This window comes from Polaromonas sp., assembly GCF_029945925.1.
Lineage (GTDB): Bacteria > Pseudomonadota > Gammaproteobacteria > Burkholderiales > Burkholderiaceae_C > Polaromonas.
The window spans coordinates 192874-208964 of the sequence record NZ_JAQSDN010000035.1; the positions used below are offsets into that span (position 1 = coordinate 192874).

The window sequence follows — 16091 nt, forward strand, 5'->3', positions numbered from 1 at the left end:
AATCAGCGAAACTTAGGCAGGCGACGCTACGTGCGCCCACCGAACAAGCTGTACGAAGCGGACGCCAGGCCGTGATGGCGACACTCAACAGCGAGACGTTCAAGGACCTGCCTCCAGTCAAATCGTGCCGCGCCTGGCTGACTAGCAAGTCAATGTGGCTTCCGAGTCCACGATGTACCGGATGCTGCGGCAGGAGGGCGCGTTAGCCCGTCGACGCTTGGAGCGCGCACCGCAAAAGCGAAGCAAGACATCAAGATTCAAATCGACACCAAATGAGATCGACCGAAAACCCGCGCCAATGCTTGCCATGGCCAAATTAACCGGGCAGTAGTGAGTAAGTTAACGAACGAGATCAGTGGTTTCGCTCGCAAGGCGCTGAACAAAGAACGACAGAATTTCGTCGCGAGCGGCGACGGTAGGCTGGCCTGCTTCATCGATTAGATGGACTGTCACAACGCTATGGGGAGTTGTGACGTGCTTTGCAAAAAACGCTGGGACATCAGAGTTAGCAGCATTGTCGGGCAGCACACGACCTTTAAACCGGTCGCCAAGAGCCTGAGCATAGGCCTCAAAGCGCTGTGCGCGACAGAACTTGTCACCTTCGAATCGGTAGGCCAACACCGTGAGATCCTCCCGCTCAAGCCGTTCACGAACGGCCGCGAGTTCTTGTGGTGCGATCTCCAGACCAGCCGGATCATTGAACGGCAGTGAAGGCTGGGACATTACCGCTGCCAGCATCGCGGGCTCAAGCATCATCGAAAGGGCGAAATTTCCTGTTAAACACATGCCAATGGCGCCGACACCCGGACCGCCGCACTCTTGGTGCGCCAAACGCGCCAGAGCTCTGAGCCACTGCGTAACTGGGCTTGATTGATTGGCGGCAAAAGCGCGAAACTCAGCGCTCACGCAGACTTTCTGGAAGATTGCCGCGCCCTCTTCAGCACTCGGTATCGCACCGTCGCGCCCAAAGAGAGACGGCATGTAGACGGTAAAACCGGCATCGCGGACCCACCGGCTGAAGCGGGCAACGTGTGGGCTGATACCAGGCAACTCCGGCATGACGATTACAGCCGGTCCCGAAGCACCATTTCCGCTGACATACACGATCTTGGAAATACCATTGAGCGTAATCTCGCGGCGGGCAAAGTCTTCAAGAGCATCGTCCTCTTTCATGCTGCGGATAGGAGTTCCACTGGCCGCGTCGGGAAATGCGCCTGTGGGGATTTTGACGAGTATGTTGGGCATGAAGGGCTCCGTGATGATGAATGCTTAAATTAGATGCCCCTAGCGGCTAGACTTACAGTGTCCAAAAAGACATATTTAGGGCTATTTCAGACAATGACCGATTTCACCATAGTGGTCCTACCCGGGACTTTCGCGGCCAGCGTGGCAGCCACGCTGGATATCTTGCGTGCTGCATCTGTGTTGGCGCCGCGCTTGAAGATGGCCAGTCCAACTTGGCGCGTTTTGTCGGCATCTGGCGGTGCCGTGCCGTTGAGCGCTGGAATGCACTTAGAAACCAAAGCCTTGCCAAAGCGGCATCACCTCGACATGGCAACCTGGATCGTCCCAGGATTGGGAATTGACGATGCCGATGCCCTTGCAGCAGGGTTGGCGCGGGAAGATGCGCGGCGCGTAATTCAGGCCGTTGCCGCGCATGCTGCGCGGGGTGGGCGTGTCGCAGCTTCCTGTTCCGCAGTATTTTTACTCCAAGCCGCGGGGCTGTTGTCCGGGCGTCGGGTAACCACATCCTGGTGGCTGGCTACGGAACTGCGAAAGTTGGAGCCGAGTTGCATTGTTGACTCCGACAGAATGGTTTGCACCGACGGTCTTCTAAACACGGCGGGCGCTGCATTTGCGCAAACTGATTTGATGCTCCACCTGCTACGGGTTCAGTTTGGCGTTGCACTAGCTGACGCAGTGGGACGCGTCCTACTGATCGATGGACGGCAAGCCCAAACCCCTTTTATGGTGCCAGCCATGCTTTCCAACGGGAATGAATTGATCACGCGCCTTGTAATGAGAATCGAATCGGCCTTGCCAAATCCACCAAGCGTTGAGACGCTGGCGCGAGAGTTCGCAATGTCGCAAAGAACGCTCTCAAGGCGGGTGCGTGAAGCAACGGGTAAAAGTACGATGGCGTTAGTGCATTGTGTTCGAATGAACAGGGCTCGGATGCTCATCGAATCCAGCAAGATGACCATCGAAGCAGTTGCTGAACAGGTGGGTTATGAAGGTGCCACAGCACTCAGACGCCTTATGCGGAAGGTGGCGGGAGCCAACCCAAGTCACTATAGGGCGTCAGGTTTGACTTCATGACTGCGGCGCGTAAAGCTACTTGCCGCCTGATTTTTTAGCAGCTGACTGTTCAATAGGTTTACCAGCCGAATGCTCCGCTTCGCTTCGCGTCAGAAGACGTCCTTGTAAAAGCGAAGCATCCTGGAGGCCACAGCGACGGGGATTTCGGCGGGCAGCCAATGGCCGGTGTCCGCAAAGCGTTCGACCCTTTGGGTGCCAAAGCGATTGGCATAGTGACCCTGGATGTACGGATCATGCTCGGCCCAAAGGACGATGGAGTGCTTGTTTGCAAGAATTTTTTGCAGCTTCTCCTCCCATCCTGCGAAGTTCCGGGGATTTGCAGCTCGGTACCAGCGCAACATATTTTTTTTCACCGATGGCGTGATCAGGTCGTAGGTACGATTGATCTGGTCGCGCGAGAGCTTGCGCGATGCACGCCTGAGCTCCCGCGTGAAGCCGCCGCGGCTGGTGAGAGCCTGGACAATTTCACCGATGACCGGCGTCCTCCAGAGTCGACCGAACAGGTGCCAACGGTAGTCCGCGTGGAAAACCGTGTTCATCACGACGACGCTTTTTACCTTTTCGGGGTGCTTCACGACCCACGCGAGTCCGAACGGGCCACCGATATCGTGAACGACCAGATTCAGTGGTTCGGTAATGCCGAGCGCGGTGACGAAACGGTCCACAAAAGCTGCCATCCCGTCGAGCGAATAGTCAAAATCTACGGGCGCGGTGGACAAGCCGAAGCCGGGTAAGTCCGGCGCAATACAGCGGACGTGGCCAGCGAGCGTAGGAATCACGCCACCCCATACCTCTGAGGAGTCGGGGTTCCCGTGGAGGAGCAGGGTGGGGGCGCCTTGTCCCTGATCGATATAGTGGATGACCGAGCGGTCGACATTGATTTTCATGGTGTGGAGTTCATTGATTTAGCATTTCGTACAACCGCCCTGGTCAGTTGGTTTGCGACCTCGGGGTTAGCGGCATGAGTGAAGACGTTCTTCGCCTTCCCCCGAGAGCGCAAGAATTGGTCGGATTAGATGGTGACAGCCTCCCCATCCTCAGGAACGTGCAAGCAGTGGGCCATGCCATGCTCTGCGGCAAATGCGCGCAACTCTGTGCGCTTCAGTAGGGCATGGTTGACTGCTTCCATGTGAGTGGCAACCAGCGTTGCATTTGGAGCGGCCCGGTGCACTGAAAGCGCATCTTCCTTGTTCATGATGATGGGACCGTGACCAAGAAATTGCGCGTCGCCGCTGTTTAGGATCACCACGTCGGGCAAGTACTTGACTAGGTTCCCTTTCACGTAGTCATTCCAGACTGTGTCTCCAGCCAGGTAGACCGTCTTTTCATCGGGATGCTTGAAGATGACGCCAGACACCTCTCCAAGTAGGGCGCCGATCGCAGCGAGAGTTACATCAGAGCCATGTTGACCTTGGGTCTTTGTGAGCGCAATGCCTTCGAAACTCGAAGCTTCACCGAGTATGCGAACGTCATTGAAGCCAGCGAATTGGACAATCTCAGCATCTGACGCGTCCTGAACAAAAACGGGCAGCGTCTTGGGAATCAGGGCCTGTGCGGCATGGTCCCAGTGATCCGGATGGGTATGCGTCACGATGACGGCATCAACCGCAAGAATGTCCGCCATCGGCGTCACAAGCTCAACCGTCGGATTCCTGAGATGGTTGTTTGGGGTGCCTGGGAATCCCGGGTAAGTGTCTTTCGGCGCCAACATGGGGTCCACAAGAAACTTCCTTTCTGCGTACTCAATAATGAGTGTGGCGCTGCGAATTTGTGTGATCTTCATTTGTCTTGGCTCCGGTTGTCTGTAGGTCTTGCATAGTTAAGGACTGATCGGTCCATAATGGGTAAAAAAAGAGGTCTTGTTGGATGGCCCCTCAGTCGAGAACTGCCAGCAGTGCTGTTAGTCGGGCTTCAATATCGGCTACTTCGCATCCAGCTCGAACCATGACTTGAAGGCCTGGAAACGCGACGACGAAAAGTCTTGCCAGATCGAGCGCCGGCATCGACGAGGTGATGGAGCCTTCTCTCTGTCCTCGCTCAATTGTTTTGGCAAATGCCTTCTCCATCCCCACAATATCTTCGCGAACACGGCTTGCAACCCCAACGTCAGTGGGTGCCATCTCAACCGCTTGATTGATGGTCATGCACCCCTCGCCATTGCACGTCCACGCGTCAGAGATAACCATGTGAAAGAACTTCTCGATTGCGGCCCGAGCGGGGTCGTCGCTCAGCATCTTGAACATGTCCTTCGCCCGTGCTCGCCGATAGTCGTCAAACGCAGCCAAGAACAGGTCTCGTTTGCTGTTGAATGTGGCATACAGGCTACTCTTGCTCAATCCGGTGGCTTGAAGAAGATCTGCAAGCGATGTCGCTTCATACCCTTTGCGCCAGAACACGAGCATGGCTTGGCCGAGGGCTGCTTGTGTATCGAACTCTTGTGGACGTGACATGATGTTAATTATGGACCAATTGGTCCGTAATTGCAATACTCGGGGGAAGATGACTGAAACTGCACTCGCTGGCAGGCAGAAATGGGACATAGGGGTCATGCAGCGGCCCGATTCCAGAGCGCTGAAATTTGCCACTTCCGTTGGTCCGCAATGACTGCCAGCATGATTGCACCCATGCCTATCCATTGCCATTCGCTCAGCAATACCTTGAAATAAACAAGATCGACCAGCACAGCAACAATCGGGTAGATGAACGACAGTGCGGCGATGGACTGGGCCGAGAGACGTTGAAACGCAGCGTACATGACGGTGTACATGAACGCGGTGTGGACGAGGCCAAGGGTGCCAAGCGCCGCCAGGGACTTCCAACCTATCGGCTCCAACGAGCTGATGGTCATCGGCAGGAGGATCAGCACGCCGACAAGCATCTGGAAGACAGCTATTTGTGCAGGAGGAAGGTGCTTGAGCTGACGGGTCACCAGCGTGGCTACGGCATACAGTAACGCCGCAGTGCATGCCAGGAGTGCACCAATCCAGGTGCTCCCCGCCCCCGCCTCTTGGCTCGCATGAACCTGCGACGTCAAAATGACGCCGCCAAATGCAAGGGCCAGCCACGGCAGTCTCGACAGAACCAGACCTTCTCGTTGAAAGACGGCGGGCGGTCCGCGCCAAAGCCGTGTACCTGGCGCTGGGTATCAGCATGGCGGGCGAGAAGGAAATCCTGGGCCTGTGGATCGCCCAGACCGAGGGTGCCAAGTTCTGGCTGCAGGTGGTCACCGAACTCAAGAACCGGGGCGTGCAGGACATCTTCATCGCCTGCGTGGATGGTTTGAAGGGATTGCCTGATGCCATTGAAGCGGTTTACCCCAAGACGGCGGTCCAGCTGTGCCTGGTGCATATGGTGCGCCACAGCCTGAACTACGTGAGCTGGAAACTGCGCAAGGTCATTGCTACTGACCTGAAAACCATCTATGCCGCCTCCACCGTGGATGAGGCCCACATCCGGCTGGGTGAGTTCGATGAAAAGTGGGGTGCGGACTATCCGACCATCGTCAAATCCTGGCGCAGCAACTGGGCGCGCATCACGCCGTTCTTTGATTACCCGCCAGAGATACGGCGCATCATTTTCACCACCAATGCCATCGAGTCGGTGAACATGAGCTTGCGCAAGATCACCAAGAATCGGGGATCGTTTCCCAGCGATGATGCGTTGCTGAAATTGTTCTACCTGGCGCTGGCCAACATCAGTAAAAAATGGACGATGCCGCTCAGAGACTGGAAAGCTGCATTGACCCGGTTTACCATCCAGTTCGAGGAGAGAATGCCCAAGACTTAACGCTCGCCCCGTTTACACAAAATTCGGGACACCTTCACAATCGCGGACAGCTTGTGCCCAGAAAGTTGAGACAGTGCTAAAGCGTCGCTAGCATTCCTTGCGCTGCCTACCTTTCAAAGCGAGTCCCCTGAATGTCCGGTTCAGCCGTTCGCCAGTGGTGTTCACTGAACTCGGCAGCAACGCATCCTGCGGCCTTTGTTAGAGGTTGGTCGATGGAAGCTGCGCCGGTCAAAAAAGCCTTTTACGCGACAAAACCAATCTATTTGAGCTCTAAGGCCTGCGCAAAATGGCTGAATACTGTTGAAACGCGCCGCAGGTGCCGTGACTCCGTGTGCGTGAGCAGCCAGAGTTCTGTCTGGCACTCATCGAGAACTTCGGTGAGCTGTCGCAAGTCTGCTCGTTCGTTTGCTAGAAACACGGGCAACAGACCGATGCCCAGACCCTGCCCCACCAACTCCGCCACCGTGAGAATGCTATTGACGCGATAGGACGGTATTACTTTGGGGTAGTGCTTCTTGCGCCACACCACCGACGGGTGATCGGGTAAGACGTCGTCCGGTGCGATCCAACTGGCGTCTGAAGCGACGTCGGCATTAAAGGTGCGCAGGGATGACTTGCGGGCTGCGTAGAGGGCAACACGTATAGGCCCCACATGCTTACCCACCAGATGCTGCGGAGGGCGGCGGGTAGCGCGGATGGCAATGTCCGCATCACGCCGCGTCAGACTCGCCAATTCGTTGCCGGCATGCAGTTCAAACGATAGTAACGGGTGTTGCTTGTTCAAGGGTTTAAGCGCCGGCGCCACCAGTCCGTGCAGGATGGTGTCCGTCGTGGTGATGCGCACCGAACCGGAAACCTGCTCAGGTTTCATCTGCGCCAGTGACCGTGCCGTCTCTAACTGCACTTCCATCTGTTCGGCCAGCGTTGCCAGCTCCTGCGCCAACTCCGATGCCTGGTACCCCGTGCGGGAGCGCTCGAATAGCCGTTGACCTAAGCCCTTTTCGATGCGCTGCAAGGTTCGGAAAACGGTCGACGCATCTAACCCTAAGCGTTCGCCAGCCTGTGCAAGCGTTCCCGTGCGGGTGAGGGTCAGCACGGCCTCCAGGTCAGGGGAAGAAAGTTTGTATTGCGTTTTTGCATTCATAGTTTGCGTTTATGCCTATTTTCATTGCGCATGGGAAATCCTACATTACTTACATCGCAACTTCAATGGAAAAACGCAATGACCTCGATCCCTCTCAAATCGTCCACCGCCTATGGGATTACGCTGATACGCGTCAGCCTCGGCGTTATGTGGATCGCCCACGCCTTACTGAAGCTCTTGGTGTTCACACTGCCCGGGACAGCGCAGTTCTTTCAAAGCGAAGGTTTTCCGGGCTTTCTTGCCTATCCAGTGTTCGCCGTCGAATTGCTTGGCGGCATTGCACTGGTACTGGGCATGTATGCGCGGCAGATTTCCATGGCGCTCGTTCCCGTCATGGCCGTCGCTGCTTCGGTGCACTTTGGCAATGGTTGGGTTCATACCAGCCCCAACGGCGGGTGGGAATATCCGGTGTTCCTTAGCATTGCCTCGGTCGCACTGTGGCTTTTGGGCGATGGCGCTCTGGCTGTTCGTGTCAGCAACCGTTTTGCCCCATAGTGGCAAGGAGTTCGAACATGACTTCCAGATTCACTCTAATTAGCCATCCGCTGTGCCCCTACGTGCAGCGCGTCGTCATCGTGCTGGAGGAAAAAGTCATTCCATATGAGCGCATCGACGTTGATCTGGCCAATAAACCCGAATGGTTTCTGAAGGTCTCGCCCTTGGGTAAGACGCCGGTGCTACTGGTGGATGGCATGCCTATCTTTGAATCCACCGTGATTTGCGAGTACCTAGAAGAAATCACGCCGCACCGCATGCACTCGCAAGACCCGCTTGCGCGGGCGCAGCACCGCGCATGGATGGAGTTTGCTTCGGCCACACTCAATGCGATTGGTGCAATGTACGGCGCGCCCGACGAGCGAACCCTTGCAGCCAAGGTGGGCGACTTGCGCGCCAAGTTTACGCAGATTGAAGCTGAACAAAGCTCCGCTGAGCAGCACGGGCCGTACTTTGCTGGCGAGTCATTCTGCATGGTGGACGCGGCTTTTTCGCCGGTGTTCCGTTACTTCGATGTATTCGACACCATCGACGACTTCGGCATCTTTACGCACACGCCCCGCGTGAGGGCCTGGCGCATAGCCCTGCAGCAACGCGACTCGGTGCGAAAGGCTGTTCGCGCAGATTATCCGGAATTGCTGCGTGATTTTCTGATACGGCGCAAGTCCGAGCTCTCGCGCCGGATGACTCAGGCCACTACCCGCGAGCCGTGCGCACAGACAACGGTCCCAAATTTACCAGCCGCGCATTCATGACCTGGGCGCACAGTCACGTCGTCAAGTACATCCTGATCCAGCTCTGTTGAATTCCGTCGAAATCTGACCCACTTAGCGCAGAAGGGGTGTGGATAAATACTTGGACTGGTTTATGCCGTAAGTCCAAGACTCTCTCTGCCTGGTGCGCCTAGTCGCACTTGTGTCTCCGTGTGCGGCGGTTGAGCTGCTTGGCCGCATCAGTCGGGACTTCGGTGACCGCCTTTCCGCATTCGAAATCTTCGATGCGATGTGAGTGGAGATAACCACCAGGCAGCGTCCGGATCTCAGAAACCCGTTCGCCGAACGACATCCGTGGATTACGAACAGCTGCGGGCCGGGTGCTGGAGCAATTAAGTCAAAAGGTATCACTGCCAGAACAGGAAAGGAGTGAACCCCCGGTGGTCTCGCCCATGGGTTTCACTCCAATCCCGGGTCAGAGATCGATGGAATTCAACAACGTCGATGATGTCCGCTTTGAGGCAGTTAGTGGTCGGTTAGTGCATTCAGCTCGAAGGGTGAGCTCCTTATTCGATTAATACGGCGCCTTGGCCGTCACCACCACCACTTGGGCACACGCCCGGTCAGCTCTCAACCGCCAACAGCCGCCATGTACCTGATTGCTGAGACCAGCAAGTCCAACTGGGCTGTGGTCGTGAAGAGATGCGGCGTCACGCGTACACCCTTGCGCCCAGCAATGTCGCGGACCACCGTAAAAATGTGATGCTCGGTCATCAGGCGCTCGGCTACTTGCTGTGCTGCGATGCCCATGATGGAAAAGGCGGCTATGGCACATGAGCGCTCGGGTGATCTTGGTGTCAATATCTGAACTCTGGGCGTAGTACGCACTTGGGCCAACCAATACTGACTCAAATACCTCAGGCGTGCTTCCTTGTTGCTCGAGCCAATGGAATGATGGAAGTCCAGCGCATCTCTGATTGCCAGAATCGGCGCGGGCGGGATACTTCCGAAGTGGCCAAGTTTATTGATGTCGTTGGCGTTTCGCTGCGCATCGCCGAATAGCGGCGCGATATCGGCGACACGACCCTTGCGGATGTAGAGCAAGCCAACTCCCAAGGGAGCGCCCAGCCATTTGTGCAAGTTGACGCCGACGAAGTCGGCACCCAAATTTGCTATCTTGTAGTCGAGTTGCGCGAATGAATGGGCCGCATCCACCATCACATCAATTCCATGGCGACGCGCCATGGCGACGATTTTCGCGACGGGCATGATCTGGCCACTCCGATGAACCACGTGGGTAACCAGCAAAACGCGAGTTTGCGGGGTGATCGCTTGCTCATAGAGCCCGACGATCTGCTCGTCACTGTGGGGATCGAGGGGTAAACACAGGCGCGTAAGCGCGAGTGCTTTGCGCGCCGCGACCATTTCCAATGTTTCGATGACGCTGTCGTAGTCGTGCTCAGCAAGCAGCACGCCATCGCCGGCACTAAATGGATAGCCCTGGATCAGGATATTCATCGACTCTGTCAAGTTTCGCGTAATGAGAAGCTCGCCAACTTCAGCACCAGTAAACAACGCGAGCGCATCCAAAACTGCTGTCAAATATTTTGAATAGCGCACACGCAGAAAATAGGAGTTCTCCCTATTTACCTCTGTCTCGTAGCGCTTGAACGCCTCGTGCACAGGTATCGGTTGCACGCCGAAAAACCCGTTCTCAAGGTTGACGAAGTCGGGCGACACGGCATACTGCGTGCGCACTGTGGACCAATACGCTTCGTCGTCAGCGACAACTGGTGCAGGTGAGTGATTCAAAGCTGCTTCCCTTGATAATAGAATTCGAGATGAATCTTTGTCACCTTGCAACCGTCAACCGTTGGGCTGCGACAAAGATCGCATAGATTTTTTGCAGTCAACGGTCACCATCTTGATGGTGGCGCAGCCATGTGCATGGATTCAATTAGTTAGCACCCATTTGGCAACCCTTTCCAGATGCCTTTGACCTTGATTTGAGCCTTGTCACTTCGTCAGCTGCCACCAATCGGTTGCTGGTTTTTCGGACGCCACTTTCTTTGTTGCAGTCAGTCGATAAACGCTTCGGCTTGTTTGATTAATGGACTCCACTTAGCCATCTCAGATTTCAATTGGGTCTCCAGTCCTTTAGGCGTGGCGCGGGAACGCGACGCCGGTATAGCGCCGAGCTTCTGCATGCTGTCCTTGAAGGCTGGGTCTTCGAGGCTATCCTGCAGCGCTTTCACCAATACAACCATCACGGAACTTGGTGTTTTCTTGGGTGCATAGACTCCGTGCCAGACGCTCACCTCGAAGTCGTTCAAACCCTGTTCGCTCAGGGTCGCAAGCTCAGGCATATTTTTCAACCGACTGCGTGTGGTCGTACCGTAGGGCTTGACGCGACCTGTGATGATGGGCTGGAGCGTTGTGGTAGCTTGATCGCACAGGAGATCTACCTGCCCGCCCTGGATATCCACCATTGCTGGCGCCGCGCCTTTGTACGGAATCGTGGTCATGGGCACCTGTAGCTGGCTCATCAATAAAAGACCGCACAGGTGAGATGCTGTGCCGACGCCAGCGTTTGCAAGATTGATTTTTTTCTGATTGACTCCGATATAGGTTTGCAACTCTTTGAATCCGGTGGGCGCGAAGTCACGCCGGGCTACCAGGATCATGGGTACGTCAGCCACCTGCCCGACGTACTCAAAGTCTTTGGTAGGGTCAAAACGAAGCTTCTTAGACAAGGCGGGCAAAGTAGACATTCCGATGTTGTGAATCAGCAGGGTGTAGCCGTTCGGCTCGGCACGGATAGCCATTTCAGTGCCGACAATGCCTCCAGTGCTGGCGCGGTTTTCGACAATCACCGGTTGTCCCAACGACTTGGCCATGGCAATGGCCAGATGGCGCGCCACCACATCGGTCGGCCCCCCTGCGGCAAAGGGAACGATCAGGGTAACGGGCTTCTCGGGGAAGGCCTGGGCCGCGGCGAGAATGCTTGTGCCGGCAGCGAAAAGGGAAATTAGCAATTTTTTCATCGGGAATGTCTCCTGGGTAAGGTGGATCGTGAGGGGATCTCTGTTGGGGTGATCGTCAGTGGATGGGTGTGCGCATAGTTACCAGCTCCTCTGCCATAGTGGGATGGACTGCGAGGGTGCTATCAAGCTGTCGCTTAGTGACGCCCATTTGAAGTGCCACGGCCGCGAGCTGGATGAGCTCAGCTGCCTCGCGTCCGAGAATATGAAGTCCCACAACCAGGTCTGTTGCGCCGTCGACCAGGACTTTCATTCGGATTCGTTCAGAACTGTTGGCAAGTGTGGCCCGCATGGGACGAAAGTCTGTCTTGAAAACCTGCAGGTGGAGATGCTTATGGCGCGCCGCTTCTTCAGTCAGGCCCGCCGTGCCTAACTCGGGGGTGGAGAAAACAGCAGTGGGCGCGCTCTCGTAGTCCAGTGCGGTGTCCGCTGGCGTGCCGAACAGCGCGTCTGCCAGAGCGTGTCCTTCGCGGATAGCAACAGGGGTGAGATTGAGCCGGTCCGTTACATCTCCAACGGCGAAGATGGAAGGAATGCTGGTTCTGAAGCCAGCGTCCACCAAAATGGCGCCGTTTTCGCCGGTCTCTACACCCACTCCCTCCAGGCCGAGAGTCGCTGTGTTTGGGAGCCGTCCTGTTGCGCTCAGCACCACGTCGACCACATAGCGGCCGCCTGCCGAATCAAGAACAACAAAGCCCTCGTTGGTTTTCTCGATGGAGGCTATCGTCACACCCAGCGCCAGATGGATACCCGACCGCCGATAGGCGTCAGCCAGGCCGGATTGAAGCTCGTGGTCAAAACCCCGCAGCAGCCGTTCACCACGGTGCAACAACGTCGTTGTCGAGCCCAGACCTGCGAAAATTCCCGCGAATTCCACGGCGATATACCCGCCGCCCAGGACCAGGACGCGGTTAGGTAGGGCTTTCAGCGCAAACACTTCGTTGGAGGTGATGGTGTGGTGGCCGCCCACCAGGTCAGCCGGCGTGCGCGGTGCTCCACCCGTGGCAATCAGTATGTGGCGGGCCTTGACAGTCGTGTCCGAACGGACAAGCTGGACACTATGAGGACCGGTCAGAACAGCGCGTTCATCATAGATGTGAACGCCCGACGACGACAGGCCTTTTCTGTACAAACCTTCAAGGCGCGAGACTTCGGACTCAATCCCTTCGGAGAGTGCTGGCCAGTTGAGCTGGTGCGCCATCCCCCGCCAGCCAAATCCTTGCGAATCAGACAACTCGCCCGGAAAACGGCTGGCAAGCACCAGAAGCTTCTTGGGGACGCAGCCGCGGATCACGCAGGTTCCGCCCACGCGATATTCCTCGGCAAGGGCTACCCTTGCGCCGTGTCCCGCAGCCACACGCGCCGCGCGCACGCCACCTGAGCCGCCGCCTATGACGAAGAGGTCAACGTCGAAATCCTGCATGGCTGGACTAAACCAGGGCCACTTCAGGCCTGCCGACCCTGGCCGCGGGGCCCAGCAATGGATCGCGCACCAGCACCTTCTGATCGTACAGGGCTGCAATCTGGGCATCCGTCAATCCGGCCAGGTTCTTGAGAATTTCCTCGTTGTGTTCGCCAAGCAGGTCGGCTTTGAGGTCGGTGCGGTCGGGCCAGGCCGAAAATTTGGCAGGCAGCCCCGGCACATCGAAGTCACCGATGAATTGGTCGTGGACCCGCCGCACCACGCCGCGCTCGCGCAGATGGGGATGCTCCATCGCCTCATTCAGGGTCAGCACAGGCGCACATGGGATACGTTTTTTCTCCAGGACGGCCAGCGCTTCCTGGCGCGTCGGAAATTTGGCAAGCCAGCCTTCGAGGATTTCCTTCAACGCGGCATTGTTGTCTCGGCGTAAGGCAGCCGTCGCAAACCGCTCGTCTTGCAGCATGTCCGGCATTTCGAGCGCAGCAACGAACAGTTCCCACTGATGCGGCAGCGTTGCAAGGGTCAGGAATTTGCCGTCGCCACAACGAAAGATACCCGTCGGCCCCCCGTCCGGGTGCTGAGAGCCCGTGCGCTTGGGCGTGTAGTTCTTTCGAAGGCTAACGCGAGGAACCGCCACCTCGTGCATGTGGAAGTAGTTGTCCAGAAGGGAGGTTTCGATGAATTGCCCTTCACCGGTGCGCTCGCGGTGGAGCAATGCGAAGCCGACCGACATCGCCGCGGTGACACCGGTGGCGGTATCGCCGATCGCCATGGTGATCAGGGCCGGCTCACCGTCGGGTTCGCCGACCAAGTCGGTGACGCCCGCATAAGCCTGGGCAACATAGTCGTAGCCCGGTTGCTGGGCGAGCACGCCTTTTTGGCCGGCCAACGAAATCGAGCACATCACCAGCCGCGGATTGAGTTTTTTGAGGACGTCGTAGCTCAAGCCCGCACGCTCCATGACTCCGGGTGTGAAGTTCTCCACCAGCACATCGAACTTCGGGATCATGGCCTTGATGATCTCCCGTGCTTGCTCGCTCTTGAAGTCCAGGGCCAGGCTTTTCTTGGAGTGGTTGTGCTGGAAATAGTAGGTGCTCTGCGACGAGCGCTTGTATTCCGCTTTGGACGGCTTCAGGCCGCCAATGCGGGTGCGGTCGCCGAAGGGGGCCAGCTCCAGTTTGACCACCTCGGCACCCATTTCGGCAAGGATCCGGGTGCAGGTCGGGCCTGCAACGATTTGGGTGATGTCCAGGACGCGATAGCCGCTGAGCATGGCTGGCGCCTTTGAGGTTTGATTCATGGCGGCCTTATCGAGGTTGGAACTGGGTGGTTCCGAAAAGGTTGTCCCAACGTTCACCAGTGGGCTTGGCGGCCGATTTATCAACCTTCTCTTGCAGAACAGCGATGCCGCGCTGTACAGCCGGCCTGGCGCGAACCGTGTCATACCAGCGTTGAATGTTGGGAAATTCGGCGATATCCTGACCTTGCCATTTGTGGGCACGTAGCCAAGGGTAGGTTGCCATGTCGGCAATCGAGTACTCACCGGCGAGAAACTCTGCCTCGCCAAGGCGTCTGTCGATCACGCCATAAAGTCGGCGTGCTTCATTGGTATAGCGATCAACAGCGTATTGGATCTGTTCCGGCGCGTATTTCCGAAAATGATGTGCCTGGCCCAGCATCGGGCCAACTCCGCCCATCTGGAACATCAACCACTGGATCACGTCATAGCGCGCCCTGGTCTTTTGAGGCATGAACTTCCATCCGGATTTCTCGGCCAGATATATCATGATCGCACCCGACTCGAACAAGGCGATTGGCCTGCCATCGGGGCCGTCGGGATCGAAAAGAGCCGGAATCTTGTTGTTGGGACTGAGTTTCAGGAATTCTGGTTTGAACTGATCACCCTTTCCGATGTGAACCGGGATGACGTTGTAGGGCAACCCTAACTCCTCCAGAAGTATTGAAACCTTGTACCCGTTGGGCGTGCTCCAGAAATACAGATCAATCATCGGTGTCTCCATTGGGAATGAAGAAATGGTAGGGATGGTTGTCTGAGGACGCTAATACTGTGTCGGGCTTCCGGCATATTGGAAAGTTATGGATAGGGCACCGCTGGCGCTCGATAATGGACAGCAAGGAACCGCAAATGGAACTTCGCCAGCTCAAATACTTCGTCCGGATCATCGAACTTGGCAGCGTCTCACGAGCTGCGGCGGACTTGTTCATCGCCCAACCAGCCTTGAGCCACCAGATTTCCAACTTGGAAGATGAGTTGAAGGTCAAGCTCATGGCCCGCAGCGTGCGTGGTGTTGCGGCTACCGAGGCAGGCAACGTTTTCTACCGGCACGCGCGGGCCGTGTTGCGCCAAATCGAGAGGATGCGCACAGACGTGCAGCATGCCGGAGATCACCCGCAAGGCCTGGTTTCCGTGGGAATGCCTACCAGTGCGGCAACCATACTGGCGCCCGCTCTCATCGCAGGTGCCAGAGCCCGATACCCGGACATCCAGCTTCAGATTACTGAAAGCCTCAGCGGCCACCTTCAAGAGTTGGTTGTCAATGGCCGGATTGAAATGAGCCTGTTATTCGAACGACCGGATTCGGACAATGCCCGCGAGCGAATCGGGCAGGCAAAGGCATCGGGCCACTTGGACGTGCGGCCATTGCTGCTAGAAGAACTGTTTTTGCTGACCGCTTCGGATCAGGCAGGCGGTGATACGGATATTTCCCTGGCCCAGGCTGCCCAATACCCTCTTGTGATGCCTGGCCGGGCCAATCTGACCCGGCAGATCGTCAACACAGCGTTTCAGGACGCGGGCCACACGATGACTTTGCTGGCCGAACTGGATTCATTGGCCACGATCAAGTCAGTTGTTGCAAGCGGCGTCGGCGCGACAATTCTTTCGTCCTCTGCGCTGCATGGCTCAGAAGGTCTGATAGCTCGCCGAATCGTGGAGCCCGTGCTTACCCGAAAAGTTGTCCTCTGCACCTTCGACATCGTGCCACTCAGCACTGCGGCACAGCGTATTGCTGACCTGATCGTCGAGATTTCGGGAACGCTCGTTGCCACTGGAAAATGGCAAGGTGCACTCCTCATCCCGGAGCCCGATGGGCCGCGCACGGAGCCGGATCAACCATAGCAAGGCGCGATACCCCCAAGTCAAAGTCCTA

14 protein-coding genes and 2 pseudogenes are annotated in these 16091 nt (G+C 56.8%); 5 read left to right on the forward strand and 11 right to left on the reverse strand.

The features are described from left to right. Positions 1-339: 339 nt before the first annotated feature. Positions 340-1173, reverse strand: coding sequence for a dienelactone hydrolase family protein (locus tag PSV40_RS09890; RefSeq protein WP_300537062.1), 834 nt, complete (start codon positions 1171-1173; stop codon positions 340-342). A 165-nt stretch (positions 1174-1338) separates the two neighbouring features. On the opposite strand from PSV40_RS09890, the gene PSV40_RS09895 reads away from it, so the two are divergent. Next, the gene (locus PSV40_RS09895) at positions 1339-2319 is read left to right on the forward strand and encodes a helix-turn-helix domain-containing protein (RefSeq protein WP_300536973.1); all 981 of its coding nucleotides are present in this window, start codon (positions 1339-1341) and stop codon (positions 2317-2319) included. 89 nt (positions 2320-2408) lie between these two features. On the opposite strand, the gene PSV40_RS09900 is transcribed toward PSV40_RS09895, so the two are convergent. The 4 genes from PSV40_RS09900 to PSV40_RS09915 form a co-directional block, all read right to left on the reverse strand. Continuing rightward, positions 2409-3206: an alpha/beta fold hydrolase gene (locus PSV40_RS09900; RefSeq protein WP_300536974.1), complete on the reverse strand. Its 798-nt coding sequence runs from the start codon at positions 3204-3206 to the stop codon at positions 2409-2411. Positions 3207-3331: 125 nt separating this feature from the next. Continuing rightward, a complete protein-coding gene (locus PSV40_RS09905; protein WP_300536976.1) occupies positions 3332-4102 on the reverse strand; it encodes an MBL fold metallo-hydrolase in 771 nt (256 codons plus the stop codon). A 91-nt stretch (positions 4103-4193) separates the two neighbouring features. Further along, a complete protein-coding gene (locus PSV40_RS09910; RefSeq protein WP_300536978.1) occupies positions 4194-4769 on the reverse strand; it encodes a TetR/AcrR family transcriptional regulator in 576 nt (191 codons plus the stop codon). Positions 4770-4864: 95 nt separating this feature from the next. Continuing rightward, positions 4865-5353, reverse strand: a complete 489-nt coding sequence (locus PSV40_RS09915) for a DMT family transporter (protein ID WP_300536980.1) — start codon at positions 5351-5353, stop codon at positions 4865-4867. A 74-nt stretch (positions 5354-5427) separates the two neighbouring features. On the opposite strand from PSV40_RS09915, the pseudogene PSV40_RS09920 reads away from it, so the two are divergent. Beyond that, positions 5428-6105: pseudogene (locus PSV40_RS09920) on the forward strand (IS256 family transposase); the annotation flags it as partial. Between the two features lie 259 nt (positions 6106-6364). Here PSV40_RS09920 and PSV40_RS09925 read toward each other — a convergent pair. Further along, positions 6365-7249, reverse strand: a complete 885-nt coding sequence (locus PSV40_RS09925) for a LysR family transcriptional regulator (protein WP_300536981.1) — start codon at positions 7247-7249, stop codon at positions 6365-6367. A 78-nt stretch (positions 7250-7327) separates the two neighbouring features. Here PSV40_RS09925 and PSV40_RS09930 point away from each other — a divergent pair, with 78 nt between their 5' ends. Both PSV40_RS09930 and PSV40_RS09935 read left to right on the forward strand, forming a co-directional pair. Then, entirely contained in the window at positions 7328-7744 is a 417-nt protein-coding gene (locus PSV40_RS09930) for a DoxX family protein (RefSeq protein ID WP_300536983.1), read from the forward strand. Positions 7745-7761: 17 nt separating this feature from the next. Continuing rightward, positions 7762-8436: pseudogene (locus PSV40_RS09935) on the forward strand (glutathione S-transferase family protein); the annotation flags it as partial. A 651-nt stretch (positions 8437-9087) separates the two neighbouring features. On the opposite strand, the gene PSV40_RS09940 reads toward PSV40_RS09935, so the two are convergent. From PSV40_RS09940 to PSV40_RS09960, 5 genes are all read right to left on the reverse strand, one after another. Beyond that, positions 9088-10269 carry an aminotransferase class V-fold PLP-dependent enzyme gene (locus PSV40_RS09940; protein WP_300536985.1) on the reverse strand — a complete coding sequence of 394 codons (1182 nt, stop codon included), beginning with the start codon at positions 10267-10269 and terminating at the stop codon, positions 9088-9090. Positions 10270-10535: 266 nt separating this feature from the next. Beyond that, positions 10536-11501, reverse strand: a complete 966-nt coding sequence (locus tag PSV40_RS09945) for a tripartite tricarboxylate transporter substrate-binding protein (RefSeq protein WP_300536987.1) — start codon at positions 11499-11501, stop codon at positions 10536-10538. Positions 11502-11556: 55 nt separating this feature from the next. Then, on the reverse strand, positions 11557-12921 hold the full coding sequence (gene gorA, locus PSV40_RS09950) for a glutathione-disulfide reductase (RefSeq protein WP_300536989.1): 1365 nt from the start codon (positions 12919-12921) through the stop codon (positions 11557-11559). A gap of 7 nt (positions 12922-12928) precedes the next feature. Then, positions 12929-14194: a CaiB/BaiF CoA-transferase family protein gene (locus PSV40_RS09955; protein ID WP_300536991.1), complete on the reverse strand. Its 1266-nt coding sequence runs from the start codon at positions 14192-14194 to the stop codon at positions 12929-12931. 34 nt (positions 14195-14228) lie between these two features. After that, positions 14229-14930 carry a glutathione S-transferase N-terminal domain-containing protein gene (locus PSV40_RS09960; RefSeq protein ID WP_300536993.1) on the reverse strand — a complete coding sequence of 234 codons (702 nt, stop codon included), beginning with the start codon at positions 14928-14930 and terminating at the stop codon, positions 14229-14231. 137 nt (positions 14931-15067) lie between these two features. Here PSV40_RS09960 and PSV40_RS09965 point away from each other — a divergent pair, with 137 nt between their 5' ends. Next, positions 15068-16060 (forward strand): LysR substrate-binding domain-containing protein, encoded by a 993-nt coding sequence (locus PSV40_RS09965; protein ID WP_300536995.1) that lies wholly within the window; start codon positions 15068-15070, stop codon positions 16058-16060. The last annotated feature ends 31 nt before the right edge of the window (positions 16061-16091 follow it).